Source organism: Bacillus sp. DX4.1, from assembly GCF_030348195.1.
Taxonomy (GTDB): Bacteria; Bacillota; Bacilli; order Bacillales; family Bacillaceae_G; genus Bacillus_A.
The window spans coordinates 1,939,973-1,962,389 of the sequence record NZ_JAUCFT010000008.1 but is presented as its reverse complement, the minus strand read 5'-3'; the positions used below and the strand labels follow the sequence as shown (position 1 = coordinate 1,962,389).

The following is a 22,417-nucleotide window of genomic DNA, read 5'->3' as shown; positions in this document are numbered from 1 at the left end:
TAATCGAGCTTTTACGAGCAGTTTATCTCCCACCTAACTTCTTTGCTTCTTGTAGAACTTTGAGCTGCTCGTTAATACGGGATTAAAAACAAAGCCCCTCAAATGAAGGACTCTTTCAGTTATATTACAGTTTGGAGCTTCTAGTTTTAGATGATGGTAAATTTATTTTACGCCCTAGTAAGCAACCCATCTACTAACTCGTTTTTAATATGGAATAAACATTCGCATCATATGGAACACCATTTTGATACATATAATCTCTCAGAACTCCTTCTTTTTCAAAGCCTAGTTTTGTTAATAATTTGTTTGATGCTTCATTTTCAATAAAGACAATAGCCCCAATACGAGTTAAACCAAGCTCTTTCAGACCGTATGATATAACTTCGGAAACAGCTTCAGTAGCATATCCATTTCCCCATTTTTCAGGAAAAAGTGCATAACTGACTTCAGCTCTCTTATGTTCAGAAGACCACGCCTGAAATCCAATTGTTCCGATAATTCCTTCCTTGCCTTTTATTTCTATTCCCCATTTAATACCTTGGTTTTCTTTGTAGTTCCTTGCAAAAACCCCAACAATTTGTTTTACTTGGTCTATGCTTGTCAATGGGCCTTGTCCATAATAACGTAGGACATCTTCGTTAGAAAAGCAATTAAAAATATCTTGTGCATCATATTCTGTCAGTTCTCTCAAGATTAGCCGTTCTGTTTCTAGTATAGGAAACATTCTCCCACTCCCTTTAGTATGAAATTTTCTTTCTTCAACTAAACTGTCCCGTTTGTTCAATAAGACGTTTTTCTAAATACTAAATCTTAATAAGGTTAACCTAGCATACGTTGCACCAGTTACAAACACAATAGAACATTCTTTCAATTTAATTGAATATTAACAGAACTATTTAACGGAGCCAATAAAAAAAGAAGCTATTTTGAAATAAACATTCAAAATAGCTTCTTTTTTTAAAATTCAAACTGATGCTTACGACAATGCCATTGCTTTTTGAACAGTATGACTATCTACATACTGTTTAAACTTTACAACTTTTCCATTACTCAATTCCCAAACGTGTACGAAATCTGCTTGAAATGCTTTTCCAGACTGTTTATATATGCCAGAGTATACACCTTCAGCGATAATAACGTCTTTCCCTTCCACTTGATGATACGTATGCACGCTTGCTTTATAATCGTTCCATTCGGATGCCAAACGACTGAATACATTTTCCATCACTGCTTCTACGCCGATATACGTTCCGCCATATGGAAAACCAGCTGCTTCTGTCCATTCTACCTGTTCTGAAAGAGCATCCATTAAGTGTTGCGCATTTGAAGAAGATGGCCCTTCATACGTACTGCGAATAATTTCTAAATTTGTTCGTTCATTCATACAGTCTTCCCTACGCTTTCCTGTAAGATTTAATAAAATTTCACAACATCTTGGGCAGGTAAGAATGTTCTTTCACCTGGTTGTTCATTTGGTTCACCAAATGGCATTTGAGCTACTAAACTCCATTCCCCCGGAATATCCCACGCTTGTTTTACTTCTGCATCGATAATTGGATTGTAATGTTGCAGGGATGCTCCAATTCCTTCTGCAGATAATGACATCCATACAGCATATTGCAACATTGCACTTCCTTGGTGAGACCAATATGGGAATTGCTCTTTATATAATGGTGCTTTTTCTTGCATTTGCTCTACCGTTTCTTGGTTTTCAAAGAATAAGATTGTTCCTACTCCATCACGAAAACCTTGTAATCTCTCAACTGTTGCGCCGAAATTTTCTTCTGGTACGCGGAGACGAAGTGCTTCTTTTACAAGATCCCATAACTTTTCATGTTCTGTATCCATTAATACAACTATACGTCCACTTTGCATATTAAAAGATGATGGTGCATGTAAAGCTGTTGTTACAATTTCATTTATTCTTTCTTTTGTAATATTTGCATTCTTTGTCACCTTACGGATTGAACGACGGTTCATCATAGCTTCTTTTAAATTTGTTGTAGTTACTGACATTTTAATTCCTCCAATGTATGTTTTATTAAAAATAATTGATTGAAACAAATTGATTTAATAGTTCAAGTACGAGTAGTGCCACTAATAGCTAGTATTAGCAATATCCATCAGTCGTACATTGCATGCCATCAAATGCATTTGTTTTATCCTTTTCTAATTCTTTATCGATAACTCGTTCTAACATTTCCTTACTAGCAAGTCCTTGAATTACTTCTTCTCCAATCATAACGGTTGGAACAGCCATAATTTGAGCTTCTTCATAAGCATGTTCCATAGCTTTTTGATGTGTTTCTTTATATTTTCGAGACACTAAAGCTTCTTTAAACGCACTTTCAGAAAGTCCCACTTCACCTGCTAATTTCGTTAGTACATCGATATCTTCAATATTTTGTTCTTCTTGGAAAAATGCTGTAAACACTCTGTGGTGAAAATCATTTCCTTTTCCATGATCCTTTGCAAAATGATATCCCTCAAAAGCCATATGTGTATATGGATGAGGAGAAACACGTGGTAAACGCATGTCAATTCCTAATTTTTTTGCGGTAGGAAGAATAAAAGAATCCCATGAACCCAATTTGTCAGGTTCGTTCCATGGATCAATTTTCGAATATGGACTTGGGCGTAATTCAAATGGCATCCATTCTACTTCTACATCTTTCTCCTGAGCGACTTCATCTAATGGACCTTTTCCTAAAAAACAAAATGGACATATAAAATCAGAATACACTTTAATTTTCACAGTCATTTTATAACACCTTGCCTTTCTTTTTATCACCCCCAAGTTGTAACTTATATAGTTACAACTTGGGAAAAAAAATATGCACTCTCTTTTATAGAGAATTGCATCTAATTACTTACTAGTTGCTTTGAAGCATTTATCTTATTTTGTAATGATGTAACTAATTGTTCCATTGTAATACTGTTGAGCATTTGTTCCATTGCCTCTTGTGCTTGAACTAAAATAACCTCTAAAACACCTTGTATATTTGCTCCTATTGGACAAGCAGGATTTGGCTGCTCATGAATATGGAATAGCTTCTCTTCTTCCACTACATTTACTGCATGATATACATCTAGCAACGTAATTTCAGCTAGATTCCGTAATAATTCAGCTCCACCTGTACCACGTCGTACGTAAACAAATTCAGCTTTCTTTAAATATGATGTTATTTTTCGAATTACAACCGGATTTGTGTTTACACTTTCCGCCATAAATTCCGAGGTACACATAGAAGGTGGATTATTCTTCAAGAGAGATAAAATATGCACAGCTATAGAAAAGCGGCTACTAATTTTCATAATGATCACCACCTCGATGTAATCATTATAGTTACAACATAACTATAAGTCAACCTTTTCTAATAAAAAACACTTACTTTTTTACTCCTATCTATTTTAAACCTCCATTTCTCGTACAATTTGGGCAGAAAATAATAAAGAAAAAGGCCCCCCTTCATATAAGGGATAAGCCTATTCTACAAAGAAAACAGTTCTTGCACCTCTTCAATAAATAATTGGACTGCAAGCGATGATTCCTTTAATGAAGGGACAGCTAAACCAATTTCTCTCCAAACTTGTGGTTCTAGCTCTCGGGTTCGAACATTCGGGGGTAGATTAGATAAGGATAACTCAGCTAAGATGGCCAAACCTAGCCCTTCTTGTATCATATTTAATGATGTCGTTACGGTAGAAACTGCATATTCAATGCGGAGCGGTACTCCGGCTTGTTTAAACATATCGATAATCGGAGGTTCATATCCCCCTTTAAAAATAATGATTGGTTCGTTATTCAAATCCTGTATTGTAATAGCTGATTTCTTATATAGGGTGTGATCATCTCGTAGTACCACAACCATTTTCCCCCTCGTCAATGGGATAATTTCCATTTCTTCATTTGGAAGAATAACGATCCCAATATCGATGGCGCGAGACAATAACCAATCTTCTACTTCCTTAAGTGTTCCTTCATAAAGGATCAGCTCTAAGTTCGGATATTTCTGCCGAAAGATGTTAATGATTTTAGGCAAGAAATATGCGGAAGCACTCGGAAAACTTCCAATACGAATTGTCCCTACTTCATGTCCCTTTTCTGCTGCTACTTCTTGTTCCACCTTTTCTATCCCATTCAAAATCTCTCGAATATGAACAAGAATGCGTTTCCCGACATCAGTAAGAATTAATCCTTTTCTCTTATCACGAATGATTAGTGTGACGCCTAATTCTGATTCAATACTAGATATAGCGTGGCTCACAGCTGGTTGTGTCATATTCAGACTTTGAGCAGCTTTCGTGAAACTTCCCATTTCGATGGTCTTTACAAACACTTGAAGTTGCGTAATGGTCATAACGAATTACTTATACTCCTTATAAAAAAGATTCATTTTATTTATTATGTCCCATATCATATCATAGTGAAATGAAATACAACAAGGAGGTCTTAACGTGACACAACTTTCGCGAACAAGAATGGCTTTACTTCTCACATTTCTTGTCATCATGTGGGGAATCAATTGGCCTTTGTCTAAATTCGCTCTTCATTATACGCCGCCAGTGTTGTTTGCGGGACTGAGAACAGTATTAGGCGGATTCATCTTACTTATTTTTGCCTTGCCAAAATATAAAGAGTTGAACTTAAAGGAAACATGGCATTTATACTTTATTTCCGCTTTACTTAATATCATATTATTTTATGGACTTCAGACTGTAGGACTTGAATATATGCCAGCTGGTCTGTTTTCAGCTATCGTTTTCCTTCAGCCAGTGCTGCTCGGTATTTTCTCTTGGATTTGGCTCGAAGAAGCAATGTATGGATTAAAAATCTTCGGCTTGATTCTTGGATTTTCCGGTGTTGCTGTTATAAGTTCGAGTGGTTTAAGTGGTCATATTTCTATCATTGGAATATTACTCGCTTTAGGCTGTTCCCTTGGCTGGGCACTTGGTACGGTGTTCATTAAGAAAACCGGTAATCGTGTAAACGCAATTTGGATGGTTACACTTCAACTGATTATTGGTGGCTTTTTCTTAATCGGATTTGGATCAGAATTTGAAAGCTGGTCTAGTATTGTTTGGAATGTGCCATTTACATCTACATTACTGTTCGTCTCTATCTTTGTTATTGCAATGGGCTGGTTAGCTTACTTTACACTTATCGGCTCAGGAGAGGCAAGCAAAGTGGGATCCTATACATTTCTCACTCCACTTATTGCGATTATAACAAGTTCTATCTTTTTACATGAAGCAATTACACTTAGCCTTTTTGTTGGACTCTTATTCATTGTTGTAAGCATCTGTTGTGTGAATATGAAACCTAAATCACTTGCTATTAAACAACAAGTTGAACCTAAGAAATGTTGATTCAAATTATTAAAAAAAGCGCCTATTTTTCAAAATAGGCGCTTTCAAATTTCTCTTTTATTCACTCATTATTTTTTACGGCGTAGCGCAATAACCAGGGCTCCTATTGATAGGACAACAGAAAGAATCGATAAAATCATTGTCGTTGTTGGCATACTAGTATTTTCTGTATGTTTCGTATCCGAAACATGCGCTTCCCCATGTTCTCCCGTTGATGATGTACTTTTTGTAATCGTAGTAAGAGAGTGCGGGTTATCTGCTCCCTCATCTCCAGTCCATTCTACAATATCCCCACCTTTATACTGTTGATACGCATCCCAAGCAGCCTTCTGCGTTTTGTCTGGATTTTTAGCAACAAACGTGAATTGTTGAAATTGTCCAGGTAAAATCCCTTCTCCAGTCGCTTCCCATATAACCGACTTAATCTTTCCAGATGCATCTTTCTGTTCATCTACTTTCCATCCAGGTACCGGTTCATATTGCTGAAACTCGACTCCCTCTGGCATTTTCAAAGTAATTTTCGTTGTTGGCATATCCTTTTCAACAGGTATCTTTATCGTATACGTTTCCCAAGATCCCGCTCCGGAAGTAGCTGGCTTTACAGTTACATGGGCACTAACGGGTAATGAAAAAAGCCCCATTGCAACTACTATTGAAAACATGCTTATTAATAATTTGTTTGTTTTTTTCATTCTAATACGAACTCCTTTATCAGTGGTTATCGACTACCTACCATGAGATTAAAATCTATATCAAAACTATCAAGAGATTTCATCAGCCCGTGAACATGTATGTTCCATTTCCCTGTCATATTGATATACATCCCTTCTGTTTGATACGTTCCGGGTGACACAGGTGGAACTTTAAATGTACCTTTTCCCATCTCCATATCCAAGGATGACGTTGTCAGTATAATTTGTTCTATGTCAGTGACAGGTTGTCCATTTTTATCCTTCAAATCAATATGAAATGTATTCATTCCTACTCTATTCGGACTCACATTCAATGTAAGCTGATACCCATTATCAAGCTGTTTACTCTCCATAAAAGGACCTGTTGGCGGCATCGGCGGGGTTGGTGAATTCGTCAGAATGGCTACAATTACTAGAATACTAATACCTATGCCCCATTCGATTTTTGCTGTAGTACCAAGACCTTTCTTCCTTCTCATCCTACTCTTCACAAAATGAGTAATTCCTAGCACACCCATCCCGACAAATAAAATCACCTTTACTAACAACGCTAATCCATACCTTGTATCAAAAAGCGAATGAATAGTTGGAATAAAGAATGTACTGTTAAAAAGCCCAGTAATCAAAATGACTATTACAGCACCGATTGCCCAAGGAGAAAATCGCTGGATTGCATCCCAATACATACTCCAATTCCCCTTATTACCTTTCTCATTTATACTACTTTTAGGTAAAAGAAGGACAATCGCGGCTAGTCCTCCGATCCACAATGAAGCAGCAAACAAATGTAAAAAATCCATAGCGACAGCAACTTCTCTATACTTCAGACCATATGAATGGCTATTGATTGCTTTCGTGACAAGTAATCCTATTAGGAAGAGACTTGGAGTTGTCCATGCTTTAAAGGAAGAAAGGTTCCCTCGTTTTATAGCAAAATAGGTCACGATCGTAAGTATGATAACGAGAGCGATTTGAATCATCCATACATAACCAAAAATAGATAGTTTCAAAGTTTCCTTTAGTAACGAAGGATGAAATGCGTTTATCCATGAAACATCGGCATTAATTTTTGCTTGCAAGGGTAGATTTAATAACAAACTAATCATCATTCCAAGCAAGGACAACCAAATGATTGTTTTACTTCTTGAATGAACTTTAATAGATTGGTTATCCTGCCCTTTGTAAATCAAAAGGTTAAAAAATATAACCCCTATATACAGGGCGAAACTAGTATATAAAAGTCCCCTTTCAATAATCATATCCGCCTGTGGTATATAACCAATTATTTTTGTTTGTAAGCTACTAGAATCTTTCCCTGGTGTTCCAATACTAAATGGAATGACTCCTTGAATCGGATGTCCATCTGCCGAAATCGCTTTCCACTGAATCGAGTATGTACCATTTGGTATGTTTTGTTTCACCCCAGCTTCCATTACCTCCGGGTTTTTTTTCTTAATATGAGCATTTTTTAAATCTACACGTTTCCCTGAAGCATCTACTACGAACAATGTATTAAAACTAGAGGATTGCAGCACCTCATCAAATTCAATACTTACAACAGAAGGTGCTTTCACTAACGTCTCATTTTCCGAAGGAGTGGCTTTAGCAATATAAGCATGAGCTGAAGTAGCAGTTGGAACTAACATAATAAATACGCATACCATTAGCATCCATACGCCTAACTTTTTCATTACACTCAAAGTCATTTCACTTCTTTCTTTTACGACACTATTTTTTTGAAAGTTAAAAGATTGTATTTCCTCTTTTAATATTTATCTAAAAATATTTAATATAGTTAAGTTTTAGTTACTCAATATAAAAACCAGAGTTTATTCCCATGAAGAATAGAAAAACTACTATCTTTCACTTTTTAAGAATAACCTCATTTATTAACATGGGTTGAGATTTTTAATCAGGATGTGTCCGCCTTCATATTTACACTCCATCAGTAACTATCCTTTACAACATTACTTATCTTTCGAAAGCTAATTACGATTATAACATATAATATACTAATATAAGTTTTCAAAGAAGAAAAGAAACAGTGAATCATTTGTGAATTAAATGTGAAGAATATTTTTATACGTCTCAATCCCCTATCAATTCCTAAACATTTTTGAAAAACAAAAAAGGCGTTACGTCTATGCGTAACACCTTTTTTCATTTTTTAATCAAGATCAATTGCATCATCACATGGTGTTTTCAATCATTATTTGACTAGCGCTGTTTGTTTTTTTAATTCCGCTCCAAGGAATTTCGCTAGTTCAAGCATACCGAATTTATTAGCTACAGACTCTGCATCAGCATTATAATTCGTATTTGTATTGATATCATACGTATAAATCGTTCCATCTAAGCTTCGAATAAATTCGATGCCAGCGACAGCAATTTTATTTTCTTTCAGAAATGCCGTGTACTGTTCAATAATCGGTTCGTTGAAGTCCGATAAAATATTAAATTTGGCAGGAATTTCTTTACTTTTCTCTCCAACTGGGCAAAAAGCATCATCAATTGAACATGCATCTGCCGGACAAAGTTCAAAGCCTTCTGATGTATCCACTTTAACCGCGTATACAAACTGTCCGCCTATAAACTCACAGCGTGTGATATATGGTTCAGGTGCCTTAATATATTCTTGAATTAAAGTAATGCCATCAACGGGTTCTTCAAATGCCGGATCATCGAGATAGTGTTGTAAGCTTTCAATGGAATGAAATAATTGAACACCGAGACCCTTTCCTGCCCGGTTATGCTTTGTAATGAAAGGTATTTCACCTAATTCCCGGGCTGCTTTTATAATATTATCATGGCCAACAGCACCAATTGTTTTTGGCACTTTGATTCCGAATTTTCGTAGTGCTGTGTATTGATTTAATTTACTAACCTCAAGTCGCAGTGCTCGCGATCCATTAAAAACGGTTCGATCATGTTCTTCTAACCATGCAATTACACCTTCCGTCAGTTCTGGTGCATAGCGGTGACCTCGCGTATGTGAAGAAGCACTCATTCGGCTATAAAAAACCCCTTCTGGCGGCTCCTGTTCTAGTGAGACTGTCCCCTCATTCAAAAACCATTCCTCAAAAGGCAACTCTAGTTCATCTAGCCTTTTCACCAAATGATCCGTCCATTCCTTATTTTCATGCAATATGTAAATTTTACTCATGTATAGTCAATTCCTTTCTTGTTGCTTCTACTAACGGCAAACATCCATTACTTAGTTGATCGATATTCGCAGCCATTTTCGCTGTAACTGCTGGATTATGAAAGCCCGGTCTTACTGCTGTCATAATTTCTAGCCGATCTGTTACAGCAGCAAGCACAGTCGCTGTTGTCCATGCTTCCAAGCTTGGCGCCGAAACACATTTAATATCCATTTAAATTTAATTCGGCAATAAGTGTTGTCGAAAAACCTAATTGCTCTGCAGCTTGTGCTATTTGTTTTGCATAATCAAATGTTGGTGGCATAGATTCGTCGTCTATATTCCGGAGCCATCCTCCAAAAACCATATTCCACCAAATATACATCCTCTCGTTTTCTATGTACTAAAAAAGCTACTCTTATCGTAATAAGAGTAGCTCGATTCGTTAAATTAACCGCTCTTATCTTTCAGGTATCTTTTCACCTGCAGGATTTAGCACCTTTCGTCTATACGAGGTTGCCGAAGTTTCATCGGGCCAGTCCCTCCACTTCTCACAATAAGAATTAATTTTAATTTATTATAATCATTTGAATAATAAAAATCAAGCTTTCAATACCAAATTTCCAGATGAACATTATTCAAATGATTATTGATTCCTTTCATCTAATCTAAACTTAATTGAAATAAAATCAGTTAGCAGAAGTTCTTAATCATGGAGTAGTTGTTCCAGTGTTTCTGCGATTTCTTTTTCTAATTGTTCAATGGTTCCGTTATAAAGTGTTCCTACACTGTTATTTCTGAAATACCCCTGGTAATAGTACCAAAGATGGATAGTACAGACCTCCCATGTTTTTGAACCATCATACTCAAATCTAATTTCCGATCTATATTCATACTCTAAACATTTATTAGATGTAATGGGTTCTAAGTAATCACCGTCTATATCTCTTGTAATCCATAATCTTAGATTTTCTTTTCCACTTTTTTCAAAAACTTCTTTATATATTTCTTGATATTTATTACAAAGTCCTTCACTAATCCTTTCCAATTCTATAATCCCTAGTTTTAGGTCTTCATTTATTTCACTTTTTGGTATTTCTATGTATTGATTAAATTCTTCTTCATTCTTATCATTTCTTTTTTTCTTCCAAAACCATTTAAACAGAATATTCTCCTCCTCTCATAACATCTTATTTCACCGTGGCTTTTATAAGACCCTATCTAAAAAACAATGTATATCATATTCATATCAGATTAACATAATCCATCGTTATCGGTATTCAATATATCTAAAAACCCAGAAAAGCCCCTTCAAAGATGAAGGGACTTTTCATTCACGTAATCCGTCTTATCATTGTGTTATTTACTACACTTATCATGACACTTATCATCATGTTTTTTACTACACTTATGATCGTGTTTTTTATTACACTTATCATCGTGTTTTTTACTACACTTATGATCGTGTTTTTTATTACACTTATCATCGTGTTTTTTATTACACTTATCATCGTGTTTTTTATTACACTTATCATCGTGTTTTTTATTACACTTATCATCGTGTTTTTTACTACACTTATGATCGTGTTTTTTATTACACTTTTTATCACAGTAATCTCCCACGTCAACATCCCTCCTTTTCATATGCTACTTTCAATATATTCATTGCAAATACAGATGACAGTATGTTTGTCCGACTTTCTCTTAAAATCTACGATTTATCCTATCCATCTTTCTTTCACTTATATAACTAATCATTAAAAAACTATATAATAAGGGTTTTTTAACTATACAAGAAGAGACATCAAAAGAGGCTGTCCCAAAAATAGCTATTCAGCTACTTTTGGGACAGCCTTTATTACACCTTAAATACAGAACCTTGCTTCATGTCAGTTAGCAGGTTCATTTTCCTTCTGGATAATCACAGTATTCAATAATTGTCCCTTCTGTATCTGCTGGATTGAGATAAATCAATCGTCTCCCGTGCTTGTTTATACGTAATGTATCCTCTAATGTTCGAATTCCTTGTTTTTTCAGTTCTTCTAAAGCTATATCTAGATCATCTACGCGATAAGCAATATGGTGAACTCCTTTCCCCTTCTGCTTGATAAATCGCGCAATTGGCGAAGTCGTATTGTTTGTTGGTGCAAGCAATTCGATTCTATCTCCATTTACTTCAAGAATTGCAACTTCACTTTCAACACCTTTTGAGTCACTTTTGTAGCGATCTATTAATTTACCTGCTAACACATTTTCATAAAAATGAATCGTGCTTTCTAAATCACGGACAGCGATACCGATATGATCAATTTTTTTATTCATTTGATTTCTCCTAGTTTGATTTTTTACTTCTAACCTAAGCACATTAAGCAGCAACCTAATGTATCATTCGCATTGCCTACAAGTTACTAAAAAATCTACAGTTTCTATAGAACAGAACTGGACTCTGCAGGCTCCTTAAGCAAATTATACGGATGGTTACATTTATTATACAATTAACTACGATTGTTCACCTAAACGATTTAAAAATACTCCCTACTCTACAAGCTTATAAAGAGTGTAAATAGTACAATATCTTGCCGAAAATTCCATACAAATAAAAAGGTGTTACGACTATACGTAACACCTTCTCAAACACAAAATTAATTTTATTATCTTTCCACTCTGACTTCGCATCAAATGTTTTATCATTCTTCTTAAAGCTTTCTTTTTGAACATAAGATTAGATTAATGATTAATAATAAATTACTATCGACGTCTTTTCATTAATATTTTCACAATGAAATAGAAAGCAGCAAGACTCACTGCACCAAAAGCAAAATATTTCACATAAGGCCCTGCTATCTCATTAATATTCTCCCATTTTTCACCTAGTGTCCAACCTAAATAAACAAATAATGTTGACCATGGAATAATAGCAAGTGTAGTAAGCATTATAAATCGAGCATGTGACATTTTAGCAATGCCTGCAGGTATTGAAATAGCATGGCGCACAAAAGGAATAAAACGTGCTGTAAAAATAACACCTGTTCCATAACGATTAAACCATGTCTCCGCATGGTCAATGTGCTTTTTTTGAATAAAAATGTATTTTCCATAACGTTCAAGGACAGGTCTTCCTCCATAACGCCCAATCCAATATATAAATATTTGTGCTACAACACCACCAATTGTACCAAACGCTACAGCTCCAAAAAATGATAAACTTCCTGATGATACTAAATACCCCGCATAAGCTAGCACAATTTCACTTGGAATTATCTCAATCATTAGCCCAAGCATAACGCCCCAATAGCCAAGTCCCTCTAAAAAAACTAAAATTGAATGGATCAAATTCCCTAACATATTACACCTTCTACATACTAGATTTTCTAAACAGCTATAAAAATAAAGAGACAACTTATATAAGTTGTCTCTTTATTTTACATTATATAGATTATCAATAGTTAAAAATAGTAAAAGTTTCTTTGTTATCATGCTGATTTATTTTTATCATGAGGGCCAAATAAAGTGAAACTTTATTTGGCCCTCACCTAACTTCTTTGCTTCCTGTCGAATTTTGAGGTGAGGGTGTTACAGCCCGCGAATAGCAGGATAAAATACCTAGAAATAAATTTCACTCTGAACAGCAGTAAGCGTCAAATATTCCCCACCTACTATTTGTAAATAACCCATGAGATAATCTCCTTACATACTACATGTGGAGGTTTTTTTATGAAAAGACACCTATTAAAGAAAGAATGGGAAACTTATATTCAAGACTATAAAAACAGTGGATTATCAAAAGTTGCCTGGTGTCAAAAACAGAACCTATCAGTTCATCGGCTATATTACTGGCTGAAAAAATTATCACCTGAAACTGAAGATCAAAATAAAAATGAGCGTGTGAATTGGATTTCTATGAATGTCCCTTTCGTAAGAAGAAACGCGGTCATAGGGATAAGTCTGTCCAAAACCTTCTGGTTGAAACCGTAAAAGAGAACAATTTAATTCCCTATCATTATCTTCTTTATTTGTTTGAAACACTCCCCAATATCGATTTAAACAATAAAGAAGAAATTGATAAAGTCTGGCCGTGGTCAACGGATTTACCGTCTAGATGCAGAGTGCCGAAAAAAAGTGAAGTAAACAAAAAATAACTCCAAAATCAACTTTTATTGTATATTTTGGAGTTACTTTACGTTTACTTTAGAATGTAATAAAAATTTAAAATGCTCACGCTACGCTGCGATAATTTTCTTGTTTTTCTTTTTTCTGATTAGGTGGTTGAATTAAAATAGCGATAATAAATGAAACGACACACAATACGCCAATCACCATAAAAGTTGGTTTAAATCCACCTAGAATTGCACCGATAAAGGAACCTGCGAGCGCTCCAAAACCAAAGCCTTGATACACGATTCCGTAGTTTTTACTATGATTTTTTAGGCCAAAGAAATCACCAACAATAGCTGGGAAAATAGTGATATTTCCACCAAAACAAAAAGCAACACTTGCTACACAGACGAAATAAATGCCATAATTTAAATCCACAAAACTGAGAACAAAGACAGACGTAGCTATAACGACAAACGTTGAGGTAACAATTTTTAAACGGCCGATTTTATCTGACAACGGTCCCAAAATGATTCGGCCAAGCGTATTAAAGATCGCAACCATAGCGACAGCATTAGCTGCTGTTGCTGCGCTAAGCCCTACAAGTTGAACACCGATATCTTTTACCATGCCAATTAAGTATAAGCCACTCATACATGATGTAAATAACATAATAAATAACAGATAAACTTCTTTTGTGCGTAGCATTTCTCTTGTTGTATAGTCATGACTTTTTGTTTCATGAACTGTATCTTGTTCAGCGGCCTTATGGATAAAACAAGCGCCTATCACTATCATAACTGCAACAATTAAGCCCCAATATAAAAACGCTTGTGATACACCAACTGAATCAATGAACTTAGTGTTAATGTATTTAAAAATTAGGCTACCCATGCCATATGCGGAGACAGATATACCAGCAATTAAACCTTTACGCTCTGGAAACCACTTTATTAAATTGGATAGTGTGGTAATATAGGCTGTACCATCTGCGTAACCTACAACAACTCCTGCTAGTACATAAAGCATTAGTAATGAGGAAACTTGCGAACTAAGCATCAAGCCAATTCCTAAGGCTAATCCCGCTATCATAATGAGTTTACGAAGTCCCCATTTCTCTTGTAATTTACTCGCAAACATAGTTGAAAATGCTAAAGAAAGGCTAGTGATTGAGAAGGTTATAGCAACAGCGTTAAGACTCCAGCCGTATTTACTCACTAAAGGCTGATTGAATAAGCTCCATGTATATATCGTTCCAAGTCCCATTTGTACTATGACTGTACCGAGGACAACAAGCCATGGATTAACAGATGATTGTTTCATACCATCCCTCCCTCTCTTTTTATTTCGATTCTATTCAATAATCGTCTATCGACGTTTTTTATAACCACAATACAATATGTTAGAAAATCGTATACTTTTTTTGTACTCATTTTCGCCACCTCTTTCGATTTAATAGCCTTATTGTATAGGATGTAAACGATTGTGTAAGCACTTACAACGCAGAACGTCAAATATATGAAATCAATTACAGAAAAAGAAGGATGAAATACAAAAAGCTGCTTGTTAAATACGAAGCAGCTTCTTTAATTCTTTTGCATAAGTACGGCTTACAGGTACTTTTGAATCCTCTTTCATAATTAAATTATACGTAGAGTTAAACCACGGCTGGATTTCAGAAATATGATTTACATTTACATATTTATGTATTTTAGCAGTAGGGTGAAGAACTAGTTCATTCATATCTATCCTTCCTTTCTTTTTACACAATAACACTTGTGTAATTGTGTAGTAAAAATTTTTCAAACCTTTTTAAAATAGTGCAAGTTGTTCTCTTAGTTCCTCATTTTGTTGTGGAACACCCTTCTTACTAATAGGAAGTGAGATAACTTCTTCTCTTATTACACCTGGAGATAGAGAAGTATGTACTAGTTGCTTAACTGTATTGGTTATATTGCTAGTTTCTTGTTTCTTTTGAATTGAATTTCTCTTTTTACAACGCTGTTTTCGTAAGAATTGTTGCTATCTTGACCATACTGATAAAAGGTTGACTTTCAACTAGTAAATTGGATTTAAAGGAGGGTTAACATGAAAGATGAATTAAGTATAAATATCTATTTAGGTGAAACTGATACTCCGTTTTCAAGATATTATAGCTCAGATGATGTTCACCTAAGCTCTGACCTTGAAGATTTTATTTTGTCAAAGCTACACAGTGGCAAAAGAAAAGAAGTAGAAATATTTTTTTCAGGTCAGAATGATTTTGACGAAAAGTCATTGAAGACTGCCACATTTAACACTTTTTCTAACCTTTTGAACGAAGAGGAATATACATATGCTAGAAATGTCAAAAAGGCTATTGTTTTGTTTGTGATTGGTATTATTGTTGGGGTGATATTCTTGAAGCTTTCAAGCAATCATGCCTATATTGCAGGAGTATTAAGCATTGTGTGTTGGGTTTTTGTTTGGTCAGGTACAGAGGTTTATTTTTTTGAAAATCAGCAAATCAAACGAAATATTAGAAAATGCAAGAATATTCTAAATGGTAAAGTGCACAAAAAATAGAATTTTGGTAAATATTTACATTCACGAAGCTGATTTTCGGATTCTATCTTGTGCATTTATTTGGGTTATTGTTTGGACTTGGAAATCGTGATGAAGATTAATATCACCATACGAAGAAAGCGTTCATAAATACCTAAGACCTGGATTTAATCTAAGGTCTTATTTTTATCGCAAAAAAGCAACAATCTATACGAAAAGAGCCTTTTACAAAAGAGGTTCGGGATCTTTATATTTTCCATCACCAATGAAAGAAATCTTCTCTTTTTCTATATTAATGTCCCGATAACTGCTTCCATTTTTCCCTACAACGGGTCTTTTATAATTTTGCATTTTCCGCATCAATTCATCCGCAGTAGTTGCTGAAACAATTAGTTCTTTATTAGATGGATTCATAAACCCTTCTTTTGCGGCACGGTCAACCATTTGCAGAATCGGCCCATAAAAATCTTTAATATTTAATAAGCCAACTGGTTTATCATGAATCCCAATTTATGACCAACATACAACTTCAAACAACTCTTCAAATGTTCCGTATCCACCAGGTAATGCAATAAATGCATCCGCAAGCTCTCCCATTTTTGCTTTGCGCTCGTTTTGATTCCATTACAACTGATGACAGCAGGGAATATTTTATCAGAAAAATTGCTAGTAGGAATATATCAACATATTGGAGCTTTTCTACCTGCCCCTAACGCTATGCGAGGATTTATGAAACTAATCTATCAAGAGGGTTCAGTTTCTGTCTTTATCATAAATCTTTTATTAATTTCAATTGTATGTTGGGCAATAACACTTCTTCGACTGACATTTCATCGTGAAACTATCATTCCTGTAAACGCTCAGTCCAATCGGATATGAGATGGTTGATTTTTAGAAAAGTTTCATTATTCATATTATTTATAAGAAAAAAACTATAATATAGTAATCAGTAATCTTTTATGAAAGGGTGTATATAATGAAACAGCAGATCAAAAAAATTCTTATAATCGGCGGTGGAATAGGTGGACTATCTGCTGCAATTGCTTTAAGAAAAAATGGTTTATCTGTTACAGTATGTGAGTCTTCAAGTAGTAATTCACTTAAAGGTGCAGGCATTCTGCAACCTCAAAATTCATTTAAAGTTCTCAAAGAATTGGGTATATATGAAGAATGCTTAAATAAAGGATTTCAACTCAATTCCCTAAAAATTTTTGATAAACATGGCATGGTAATAAGTGAAATTAGTGAAACATTTATGGATGAAAACCTACCAGGTAGAAATGCTATTTGGCGTTCCGAATTAAGCGAAATATTAGTTGCAAAAGCTCAGTCTTTAGGGGTACATATAGAATGGAATAAAACTTTAAAGTCTTATACCGAACGTGAATATGGTGTTAATGTAACTTTTGAAGACAAGAGCACTCTCACTTGCGATATTCTTATAGGGTTTGATGGCATTCGTTCTAAAGTCAGGGATATAATGCTGGGTCGAAAAATTCATCCTCAATTTTTAGGTATGGGAGCATGGAGATTTCCTATAGAATTTCCTAAGAGTAAATCTTTTAATGAGACGCTCATGCTTCATAATGGAAGTACTAAAATTGGCATTGTACCATTGTCTGAAAGTGCAGGTTATGCTTTTATCTTGAAGCCGGTAAAGATAGATTACTGGGATGATAAAATGACACGTTATGAAAGAGTGATGAACATTGTAGATCAATTTAAAGGAGCATCAATTTTAATTAAAGAGGGGCTTTCTAAAGATTCTCCCATTATCTTTAATCTAGTTGAAGAAGTTGTATTGGAAGAGAACTGGTACAGCAACCGTGTAGTCATTGGTGGAGATGCTGCCCATGCCAGTGCACCAAATTTAGCCCAAGGAGCTGCAATGGCAATAGAAGATGCTATGGTATTAGCAGAAGAAATTAATAATCATGATTACTTTTATATAGCATTTCAATCCTATTTTAAGAGAAGATATTATAGAGCTCAAAAAATTCAAAAGCTATCTTCAGAACTTGTAAGAAAAGAATTACTGAGGGAAGAAGGTAGTGAAGAAATTATAAAAGCGTGTCATTCTTTTCTTAATACACAAATATCGGATATGTAAAAGAGGTGGTTAGCTCAGACTCCAAGTTCCTAATAGTAGACAATGAGGTTCTGGTGCAAAAATGATTACGTAGATAATCCAACATGAATGTTATAATTTTATGTGAATGAGTTGTTCGGGAATTAATATAAAAATCCGTATTTTTATACTTTGTAAAGATTGAATATTCGTAATTAATCTCATATTTTTGTGTGTATTTTGACAGCGTTTGAGGTTTGCACCAGAGCCCAAAAAGGTACTCTTATTTGTTATTTTGGGTTATTTGCGTTGCTTAGGTTAAGCAATGCTTTTTTTTGTTTTTTCATGAATTTTACTGTTTTTAACTCTAAGATCCCATAGTTTCCATTAACATGTTTCAATTATAATTTTTTTATTGTTCTTCTTTCAAAAACTTCCTTAGTTCATCTTGTAAATCCATTGTTAAAATAAATTTATCATATATTTCAATAAATCTTGCCGCTTCCATCGCTTGCTCTATTATCGTTGTATTATCTTCATTAATTTCCTTTATGTGATTATCACGCCATTGTACTTGTTCTTCTAAATGTTTTATTTTCAATTCTAGCTCTTGTATCTTTCCCATATCCTCCACTTCCTCCAGATAATATTTAAACCTTACTTTCTATTTCTCCAAACCATTGAATCATTGCTTCTTTTGAAATAATCCACTCTTTCCGCTGTCTATTGATTTCCAGCAAGTATGACTCCATCATATTTGTCACCATGATACAAATCTTCCTTTAGTACTTCATTTTCTTTCCCAATTTCACATTTTAAAAATGTAATAGTATCTTCTAATGTATCTTCCTCAATTTCTGATATCAAAAAATCTTTTAACTTGTTTTTAGAAAACTCTCCATTCTTTTCTAAAAAAGTTTGTTTATTAAATTCTTTTTTCAAATTCATCATTCCTTATTTTATAGGATAAGTAGTCCATATATTTTTTAATTCATCATAAACTATTTTTACTTTTGTTTCTCCCTTAGTTCCAATGACTTTCCCAGTCGGTTTTGGTGCAAAAAAAGAATAAAATGCATATATTACCAAATATGGAATTATAGTATGATAGAAGAGAAGTACAAGAAAAATGGGGGAACCGCTATGATTACATTGCAACAGAAGCTGGAGCAGTATACACACATATATGCACAGTTGAAGGGAGAACTAAGGTGGAAAACCGGTGATTCTCGGACAGGGATGATGATTGCTGCTATGTATGCAGGCAGCGATAAGCCGTTTGATCTTGGGCGTTTTTTACAAATTAGTAGTTATATTAATGATCAGGTAGGGATGTTTTCATATTTGAAGTCCTATCATCGCTTTGTGGTTGCAGCAACATTAGATATTCACTTTACATATTACAAAGAAGCGTTTCAGCAGTTTCTAGACTTATATGAACGATTGGTCGCTGGTGGCTTTAGCCGGAGTATATTCACTCATTTGGCAGCAGCAGCGCTTTTACCAGAAGACAATGGACAGCATGAAACACGCATTCAGCGGTCGCTGCAAGTATATAAACGCATGAAAGAGGATCACTTCTTTCTTACAAGCACAAATGATTACCCGCTCGCTGTTTTGCTAGCAGGACAACCAGAGAAAGTAGAGACACTTATGGATCGAGTGGAACGTCTCTATCACAAGCTGGCGGCAACTGGTATGCACAAAGGGAATGATCTTCAATTTTTAAGTCATATTCTTTCTCTAAAGAAGGATGTCAGTGAAGATATTTTAGTAGCACGCTGCACAAACATATGGAACCTGCTAAAGCAAGAAAAGGTAAAAGTTAAACAGATGTATTATCCGGCTATCGGGCTACTAGCTTTGCTTGAGGATGGAGAGAAAGAGGTCCCTTCTGTTTGGGCATTCATTGAAAAATTGCAGGGGGACAAGCTATTCCGCTGGCATACGGATGCAAATATTCTTATTGCTATTCAACTATTCGTAAGTCAAAAAGGTGCGGAAAGTCACGCTGCCAACACAGGCTTACAAACAATGATAGAGGTTCTCATACAGGCGCAGCAGGCAGCTATGATAGCAGCAATTACCGCTTCCTCCGCAGCAGCTTCTGCCAGCAGTAGTTCATAACGTGCAATTTGCTGCATGAATGCTATATGTAGGATTTTCCAAAAAGGGTTACATATATCATGCTTAACTCAAAAGTCGATTGCCTGCTGACAATCGACTTTTGAGTTAATAAGAACGAAGCACATGCAATAAATAATCTTTTCGATTAAGTGGATTATAATCTACTCGTTTTCGCGATGGGAAATTTGATTCGATTTTACTATATCTGCAAGGTCTAGCGATAAAAACACCTTCGCCTTCAGTAAAAGAATGTAGGTCACGCTTAAAGTTCTCTGTTTTGACCATCGGCAGAGTTCCTGTTAAATAAAAGGAATTGTTATGCAGTACAGGGTCTTTAAAAGTAGCGTGTATTGCCGATAATTTATACATTGCTGTGCTGTAAACGTCAAGTAGTCCTAAAATATAATACATGAGTGGTGTATTTCGGGCCTACTTGACGTTTACGAACAGCAACCCTTTCACACCATTTAGTTAGATGAGTATAGGTAGTAACAAAAAAAGTTATAGAAACTAATTCTATAACTTTTTTGATAGATATTTACTTATTTAATCTAGCTGTACTAGAATTAATTAACTTGATATTTTACTCGTAAGACACTAATACCATACCCCAAAAATCCACCAATGATAGCTGGGAAAATCCAACCTAAACCAACTTCATGCATTGGAAGAATTTGAGTGAATAAACGATCGATTACTTGAATGTGTACTCCAGCTGCATTTAATCCATCAAATAAACTAATAATAAACGCTATGAGTAAGCTACCTTGATAAACTTCCGATCTCCCTTTGAATAGTGAATGGAAAAATGTTAAGAAGATTAATACAATCGCTAATGGATAAATAGCTGTTAATACAGGTACAGAAATAGCAATTAATTGTGTTAACCCTACATTTGCAACAATTGCACTAAAAACAGATAAAATAATAGCTATTGTTTTGTAAGGTACATTTGGAAATAGTTTATGGAAAAATGAAGAACATGCAGTAACAAGTCCTACACTAGTTGTTAAACACGCTACTGTAATCATTAACCCTAACAGTATACCGCCGTATGAACCAAAGTAGTAATTTGAAACTTTTGCTAAAACTTCTCCTCCATTCTCTAAATGTCCAAGTTTTTCTACACTTGAAGCCCCCATATAAGAAAGAGCTGTATAAATAATTGCTAATATAGTTGCAGCAATAAGAGTTGCTTTCGAACAAACAATCATAATCTGTTTTTTTGTTTTCGCACCTTTTTCTTTAATCGCATTAATGATTATAATTCCAAACACGAAAGATGCAAGGGTGTCCATTGTTAAATACCCCTCTTGAAATCCCTTGAAAAATGAGTCAGATGTATAAGTATTAGTAGGCGCTTGCAAATCTCCTATTGGATGGATAAACGCAACGATTACTAAAATTCCAATGAACGTTAATTTTATTGGAGTCAATATTTTCCCAACAATATCGACAATTTTCGCAGGATTGAGCGAAAGAAAACACGTAATGCTAAAGAAAATTATTGTAAAGATAATCAAAGGGATAGAACCTAGATTTTCTGATACAAAAGGTTTAACACCAATCTCGAAAGAAACGTTACCCGTTCTTGGTATAGCGAATAGAGGACCAATTGCTAAATAAAGAATCGTTGTAAATACTGTCCCAAAAACAGGGTGAGCACGACTTGCTAGCGATTGTAAATCATCTTTTCCTGAAAAACCAAATGCTAATACGCCAAGTAATGGTAGGCCTACTCCTGTTACTAAAAATCCTGCATTCGCTGACCAAATATTTGTCCCTGCTGATTGACCAAGCATTGCAGGGAAAATTAAATTTCCTGCTCCAAAAAATAGAGCAAATAACATTAGTCCAATAACTACTATGAACGAAAAGGGTACTTTATTTGCCATAATAAAAACCTCCATTAAAACATGTTTATTTTTAATAATAATTTTGATAATTAAATATTCAGAATATTAAAATGATAGACATCTTATTCTTTCACTTATTATAGTCTTAAGAATAATATATTTCAATATTATTTTCAAACTTTTCATTCAAATATAGTTCTACTATACAAATCATAACCTTAATGAAAAAGTTCAAACACAACTACTATAGCGTTATCCACACTTTCATTACATGTTTGATATTATTTATCTTTGTATTCCGATACCCTTACTTATTTCTTACTTAAGGTTCTTTGTTGGTAGAATTGGTATTTTCAGTAATCCAGTGGTTCCTCTTATTATAACTATAAGCTCATTAGCCCTTTACTATTAGGATAAGTATACACGTTTATCAAAAGTAATGAATTAAACTTGTATAAAAAAACGAATAAAAAAGAGGCTCATTTCAACATGAACCTCTTACATTCCACTATAATGTTACCGGAT

22 protein-coding genes, 5 pseudogenes and 1 riboswitch are annotated in these 22,417 nt (G+C 34.7%); of the genes and pseudogenes, 6 read left to right on the top strand and 21 right to left on the bottom strand.

Features of this window, described 5'->3' with window-relative positions:
• Positions 1-193: 193 nt before the first annotated feature.
• From QUF99_RS12920 to QUF99_RS12895, 6 genes are all read right to left on the bottom strand, one after another.
• Positions 194-724 (bottom strand): GNAT family N-acetyltransferase, encoded by a 531-nt coding sequence (locus tag QUF99_RS12920; protein ID WP_289370538.1) that lies wholly within the window; start codon positions 722-724, stop codon positions 194-196.
• A 252-nt stretch (positions 725-976) separates the two neighbouring features.
• Positions 977-1,384: a nuclear transport factor 2 family protein gene (locus QUF99_RS12915; protein WP_289370536.1), complete on the bottom strand. Its 408-nt coding sequence runs from the start codon at positions 1,382-1,384 to the stop codon at positions 977-979.
• Positions 1,385-1,413: 29 nt separating this feature from the next.
• Positions 1,414-2,016: a nitroreductase family protein gene (locus QUF99_RS12910; RefSeq protein WP_289370535.1), complete on the bottom strand. Its 603-nt coding sequence runs from the start codon at positions 2,014-2,016 to the stop codon at positions 1,414-1,416.
• 94 nt (positions 2,017-2,110) lie between these two features.
• Positions 2,111-2,761, bottom strand: coding sequence for a DsbA family oxidoreductase (locus QUF99_RS12905; RefSeq protein WP_289370534.1), 651 nt, complete (start codon positions 2,759-2,761; stop codon positions 2,111-2,113).
• A gap of 101 nt (positions 2,762-2,862) precedes the next feature.
• Positions 2,863-3,315 (bottom strand): Rrf2 family transcriptional regulator, encoded by a 453-nt coding sequence (locus tag QUF99_RS12900; RefSeq protein WP_289370533.1) that lies wholly within the window; start codon positions 3,313-3,315, stop codon positions 2,863-2,865.
• 176 nt (positions 3,316-3,491) lie between these two features.
• Complete coding sequence (locus tag QUF99_RS12895) at positions 3,492-4,361, bottom strand: LysR family transcriptional regulator (RefSeq protein WP_289370531.1); 870 nt, start codon at positions 4,359-4,361, stop codon at positions 3,492-3,494.
• A 97-nt stretch (positions 4,362-4,458) separates the two neighbouring features.
• On the opposite strand from QUF99_RS12895, the gene QUF99_RS12890 reads away from it, so the two are divergent.
• Positions 4,459-5,370 carry a DMT family transporter gene (locus tag QUF99_RS12890; protein WP_289370529.1) on the top strand — a complete coding sequence of 304 codons (912 nt, stop codon included), beginning with the start codon at positions 4,459-4,461 and terminating at the stop codon, positions 5,368-5,370.
• A gap of 68 nt (positions 5,371-5,438) precedes the next feature.
• Here the strand turns inward: QUF99_RS12890 and QUF99_RS12885 are convergent, their stop codons facing one another.
• The 8 genes and pseudogenes from QUF99_RS12885 to uptA form a co-directional block, all read right to left on the bottom strand.
• Positions 5,439-6,062: a YcnI family copper-binding membrane protein gene (locus QUF99_RS12885; RefSeq protein WP_289370527.1), complete on the bottom strand. Its 624-nt coding sequence runs from the start codon at positions 6,060-6,062 to the stop codon at positions 5,439-5,441.
• A gap of 26 nt (positions 6,063-6,088) precedes the next feature.
• Positions 6,089-7,768 carry a copper resistance CopC/CopD family protein gene (locus tag QUF99_RS12880; RefSeq protein WP_289370524.1) on the bottom strand — a complete coding sequence of 560 codons (1,680 nt, stop codon included), beginning with the start codon at positions 7,766-7,768 and terminating at the stop codon, positions 6,089-6,091.
• A gap of 503 nt (positions 7,769-8,271) precedes the next feature.
• A complete protein-coding gene (locus tag QUF99_RS12875) occupies positions 8,272-9,225 on the bottom strand; it encodes an ATP-grasp domain-containing protein (protein ID WP_289370523.1) in 954 nt (317 codons plus the stop codon).
• 43 nt (positions 9,226-9,268) lie between these two features.
• Positions 9,269-9,587, bottom strand: a pseudogene (locus QUF99_RS12870) (LLM class flavin-dependent oxidoreductase); the annotation flags it as partial.
• 72 nt (positions 9,588-9,659) lie between these two features.
• A riboswitch (SAM riboswitch) is annotated at positions 9,660-9,765 on the bottom strand.
• Between the two features lie 143 nt (positions 9,766-9,908).
• Positions 9,909-10,250: a hypothetical protein gene (locus QUF99_RS12865; RefSeq protein WP_289370522.1), complete on the bottom strand. Its 342-nt coding sequence runs from the start codon at positions 10,248-10,250 to the stop codon at positions 9,909-9,911.
• A gap of 311 nt (positions 10,251-10,561) precedes the next feature.
• Entirely contained in the window at positions 10,562-10,825 is a 264-nt protein-coding gene (locus QUF99_RS12860; RefSeq protein WP_289370521.1) for a hypothetical protein, read from the bottom strand.
• 279 nt (positions 10,826-11,104) lie between these two features.
• Positions 11,105-11,524, bottom strand: a complete 420-nt coding sequence (locus tag QUF99_RS12855; protein WP_289370519.1) for a VOC family protein — start codon at positions 11,522-11,524, stop codon at positions 11,105-11,107.
• Positions 11,525-11,950: 426 nt separating this feature from the next.
• Positions 11,951-12,547, bottom strand: a complete 597-nt coding sequence (gene uptA, locus QUF99_RS12850) for an undecaprenyl phosphate transporter UptA (RefSeq protein WP_289370516.1) — start codon at positions 12,545-12,547, stop codon at positions 11,951-11,953.
• Between the two features lie 369 nt (positions 12,548-12,916).
• Between uptA and tnpA the strand changes: the two genes are divergently transcribed.
• Positions 12,917-13,177 (top strand): IS66 family insertion sequence element accessory protein TnpA, encoded by a 261-nt coding sequence (gene tnpA / locus QUF99_RS12845; protein ID WP_289370514.1) that lies wholly within the window; start codon positions 12,917-12,919, stop codon positions 13,175-13,177.
• Positions 13,162-13,341, top strand: a pseudogene (locus tag QUF99_RS28525) (transposase domain-containing protein); the annotation flags it as partial. The gene tnpA and the pseudogene QUF99_RS28525, both read left to right, overlap by 16 nt.
• 76 nt (positions 13,342-13,417) lie before the next feature.
• Here the strand turns inward: QUF99_RS28525 and QUF99_RS12835 are convergent.
• The gene (locus QUF99_RS12835; protein ID WP_286124843.1) at positions 13,418-14,620 is read right to left on the bottom strand and encodes an L-lactate MFS transporter; all 1,203 of its coding nucleotides are present in this window, start codon (positions 14,618-14,620) and stop codon (positions 13,418-13,420) included.
• Positions 14,621-14,863: 243 nt separating this feature from the next.
• Positions 14,864-14,995 (bottom strand): annotated as a pseudogene (locus QUF99_RS12830) (LytTR family DNA-binding domain-containing protein); the annotation flags it as partial.
• Positions 14,996-15,385: 390 nt separating this feature from the next.
• Here QUF99_RS12830 and QUF99_RS12825 point away from each other — a divergent pair.
• Entirely contained in the window at positions 15,386-15,862 is a 477-nt protein-coding gene (locus QUF99_RS12825; RefSeq protein WP_289370509.1) for a hypothetical protein, read from the top strand.
• Positions 15,863-16,133: 271 nt separating this feature from the next.
• On the opposite strand, the pseudogene QUF99_RS12820 reads toward QUF99_RS12825, so the two are convergent.
• Positions 16,134-16,456, bottom strand: a pseudogene (locus tag QUF99_RS12820) (LOG family protein); the annotation flags it as partial.
• A 361-nt stretch (positions 16,457-16,817) separates the two neighbouring features.
• On the opposite strand from QUF99_RS12820, the gene QUF99_RS12815 reads away from it, so the two are divergent.
• Positions 16,818-17,951: an FAD-dependent oxidoreductase gene (locus QUF99_RS12815; RefSeq protein WP_289370508.1), complete on the top strand. Its 1,134-nt coding sequence runs from the start codon at positions 16,818-16,820 to the stop codon at positions 17,949-17,951.
• Between the two features lie 370 nt (positions 17,952-18,321).
• On the opposite strand, the gene QUF99_RS12810 is transcribed toward QUF99_RS12815, so the two are convergent.
• Together QUF99_RS12810 and QUF99_RS12805 are read right to left on the bottom strand one after the other, a co-directional pair.
• Positions 18,322-18,534, bottom strand: a complete 213-nt coding sequence (locus QUF99_RS12810) for a hypothetical protein (protein WP_289370506.1) — start codon at positions 18,532-18,534, stop codon at positions 18,322-18,324.
• A gap of 98 nt (positions 18,535-18,632) precedes the next feature.
• Positions 18,633-18,851 (bottom strand): hypothetical protein, encoded by a 219-nt coding sequence (locus QUF99_RS12805; protein WP_289370505.1) that lies wholly within the window; start codon positions 18,849-18,851, stop codon positions 18,633-18,635.
• Positions 18,852-19,052: 201 nt separating this feature from the next.
• Between QUF99_RS12805 and QUF99_RS12800 the strand changes: the two genes are divergently transcribed.
• Positions 19,053-20,036 carry a DUF4003 domain-containing protein gene (locus tag QUF99_RS12800; protein WP_289370502.1) on the top strand — a complete coding sequence of 328 codons (984 nt, stop codon included), beginning with the start codon at positions 19,053-19,055 and terminating at the stop codon, positions 20,034-20,036.
• Between the two features lie 105 nt (positions 20,037-20,141).
• On the opposite strand, the pseudogene QUF99_RS12795 reads toward QUF99_RS12800, so the two are convergent.
• Positions 20,142-20,414, bottom strand: a pseudogene (locus tag QUF99_RS12795) (tetracycline resistance protein); the annotation flags it as partial.
• A 188-nt stretch (positions 20,415-20,602) separates the two neighbouring features.
• The gene (brnQ, locus tag QUF99_RS12790; protein WP_289370500.1) at positions 20,603-21,931 is read right to left on the bottom strand and encodes a branched-chain amino acid transport system II carrier protein; all 1,329 of its coding nucleotides are present in this window, start codon (positions 21,929-21,931) and stop codon (positions 20,603-20,605) included.
• Between the last annotated feature and the right edge of the window lie 486 nt (positions 21,932-22,417).

Bases quoted from the DNA above. Each gene is read 5' to 3' on its own strand.
- QUF99_RS12920 (WP_289370538.1), bottom strand. From the start codon at position 724: ATGTTTCCTATACTAGAAACAGAACGGCTAATCTTGAGAGAACTGACA.
- QUF99_RS12915 (WP_289370536.1), bottom strand. From the start codon at position 1,384: ATGAATGAACGAACAAATTTAGAAATTATTCGCAGTACGTATGAAGGG.
- QUF99_RS12910 (WP_289370535.1), bottom strand. From the start codon at position 2,016: ATGTCAGTAACTACAACAAATTTAAAAGAAGCTATGATGAACCGTCGT.
- QUF99_RS12905 (WP_289370534.1), bottom strand. From the start codon at position 2,761: ATGACTGTGAAAATTAAAGTGTATTCTGATTTTATATGTCCATTTTGT.
- QUF99_RS12900 (WP_289370533.1), bottom strand. From the start codon at position 3,315: ATGAAAATTAGTAGCCGCTTTTCTATAGCTGTGCATATTTTATCTCTC.
- QUF99_RS12895 (WP_289370531.1), bottom strand. From the start codon at position 4,361: ATGACCATTACGCAACTTCAAGTGTTTGTAAAGACCATCGAAATGGGA.
- QUF99_RS12885 (WP_289370527.1), bottom strand. From the start codon at position 6,062: ATGAAAAAAACAAACAAATTATTAATAAGCATGTTTTCAATAGTAGTT.
- QUF99_RS12880 (WP_289370524.1), bottom strand. From the start codon at position 7,768: ATGACTTTGAGTGTAATGAAAAAGTTAGGCGTATGGATGCTAATGGTA.
- QUF99_RS12875 (WP_289370523.1), bottom strand. From the start codon at position 9,225: ATGAGTAAAATTTACATATTGCATGAAAATAAGGAATGGACGGATCAT.
- QUF99_RS12855 (WP_289370519.1), bottom strand. From the start codon at position 11,524: ATGAATAAAAAAATTGATCATATCGGTATCGCTGTCCGTGATTTAGAA.
- uptA (WP_289370516.1), bottom strand. From the start codon at position 12,547: ATGTTAGGGAATTTGATCCATTCAATTTTAGTTTTTTTAGAGGGACTT.
- tnpA (WP_289370514.1), top strand. From the start codon at position 12,917: ATGAAAAGACACCTATTAAAGAAAGAATGGGAAACTTATATTCAAGAC.
- QUF99_RS12835 (WP_286124843.1), bottom strand. From the start codon at position 14,620: ATGAAACAATCATCTGTTAATCCATGGCTTGTTGTCCTCGGTACAGTC.
- QUF99_RS12825 (WP_289370509.1), top strand. From the start codon at position 15,386: ATGAAAGATGAATTAAGTATAAATATCTATTTAGGTGAAACTGATACT.
- QUF99_RS12815 (WP_289370508.1), top strand. From the start codon at position 16,818: ATGAAACAGCAGATCAAAAAAATTCTTATAATCGGCGGTGGAATAGGT.
- QUF99_RS12810 (WP_289370506.1), bottom strand. From the start codon at position 18,534: ATGGGAAAGATACAAGAGCTAGAATTGAAAATAAAACATTTAGAAGAA.
- QUF99_RS12800 (WP_289370502.1), top strand. From the start codon at position 19,053: ATGATTACATTGCAACAGAAGCTGGAGCAGTATACACACATATATGCA.
- brnQ (WP_289370500.1), bottom strand. From the start codon at position 21,931: ATGGCAAATAAAGTACCCTTTTCGTTCATAGTAGTTATTGGACTAATG.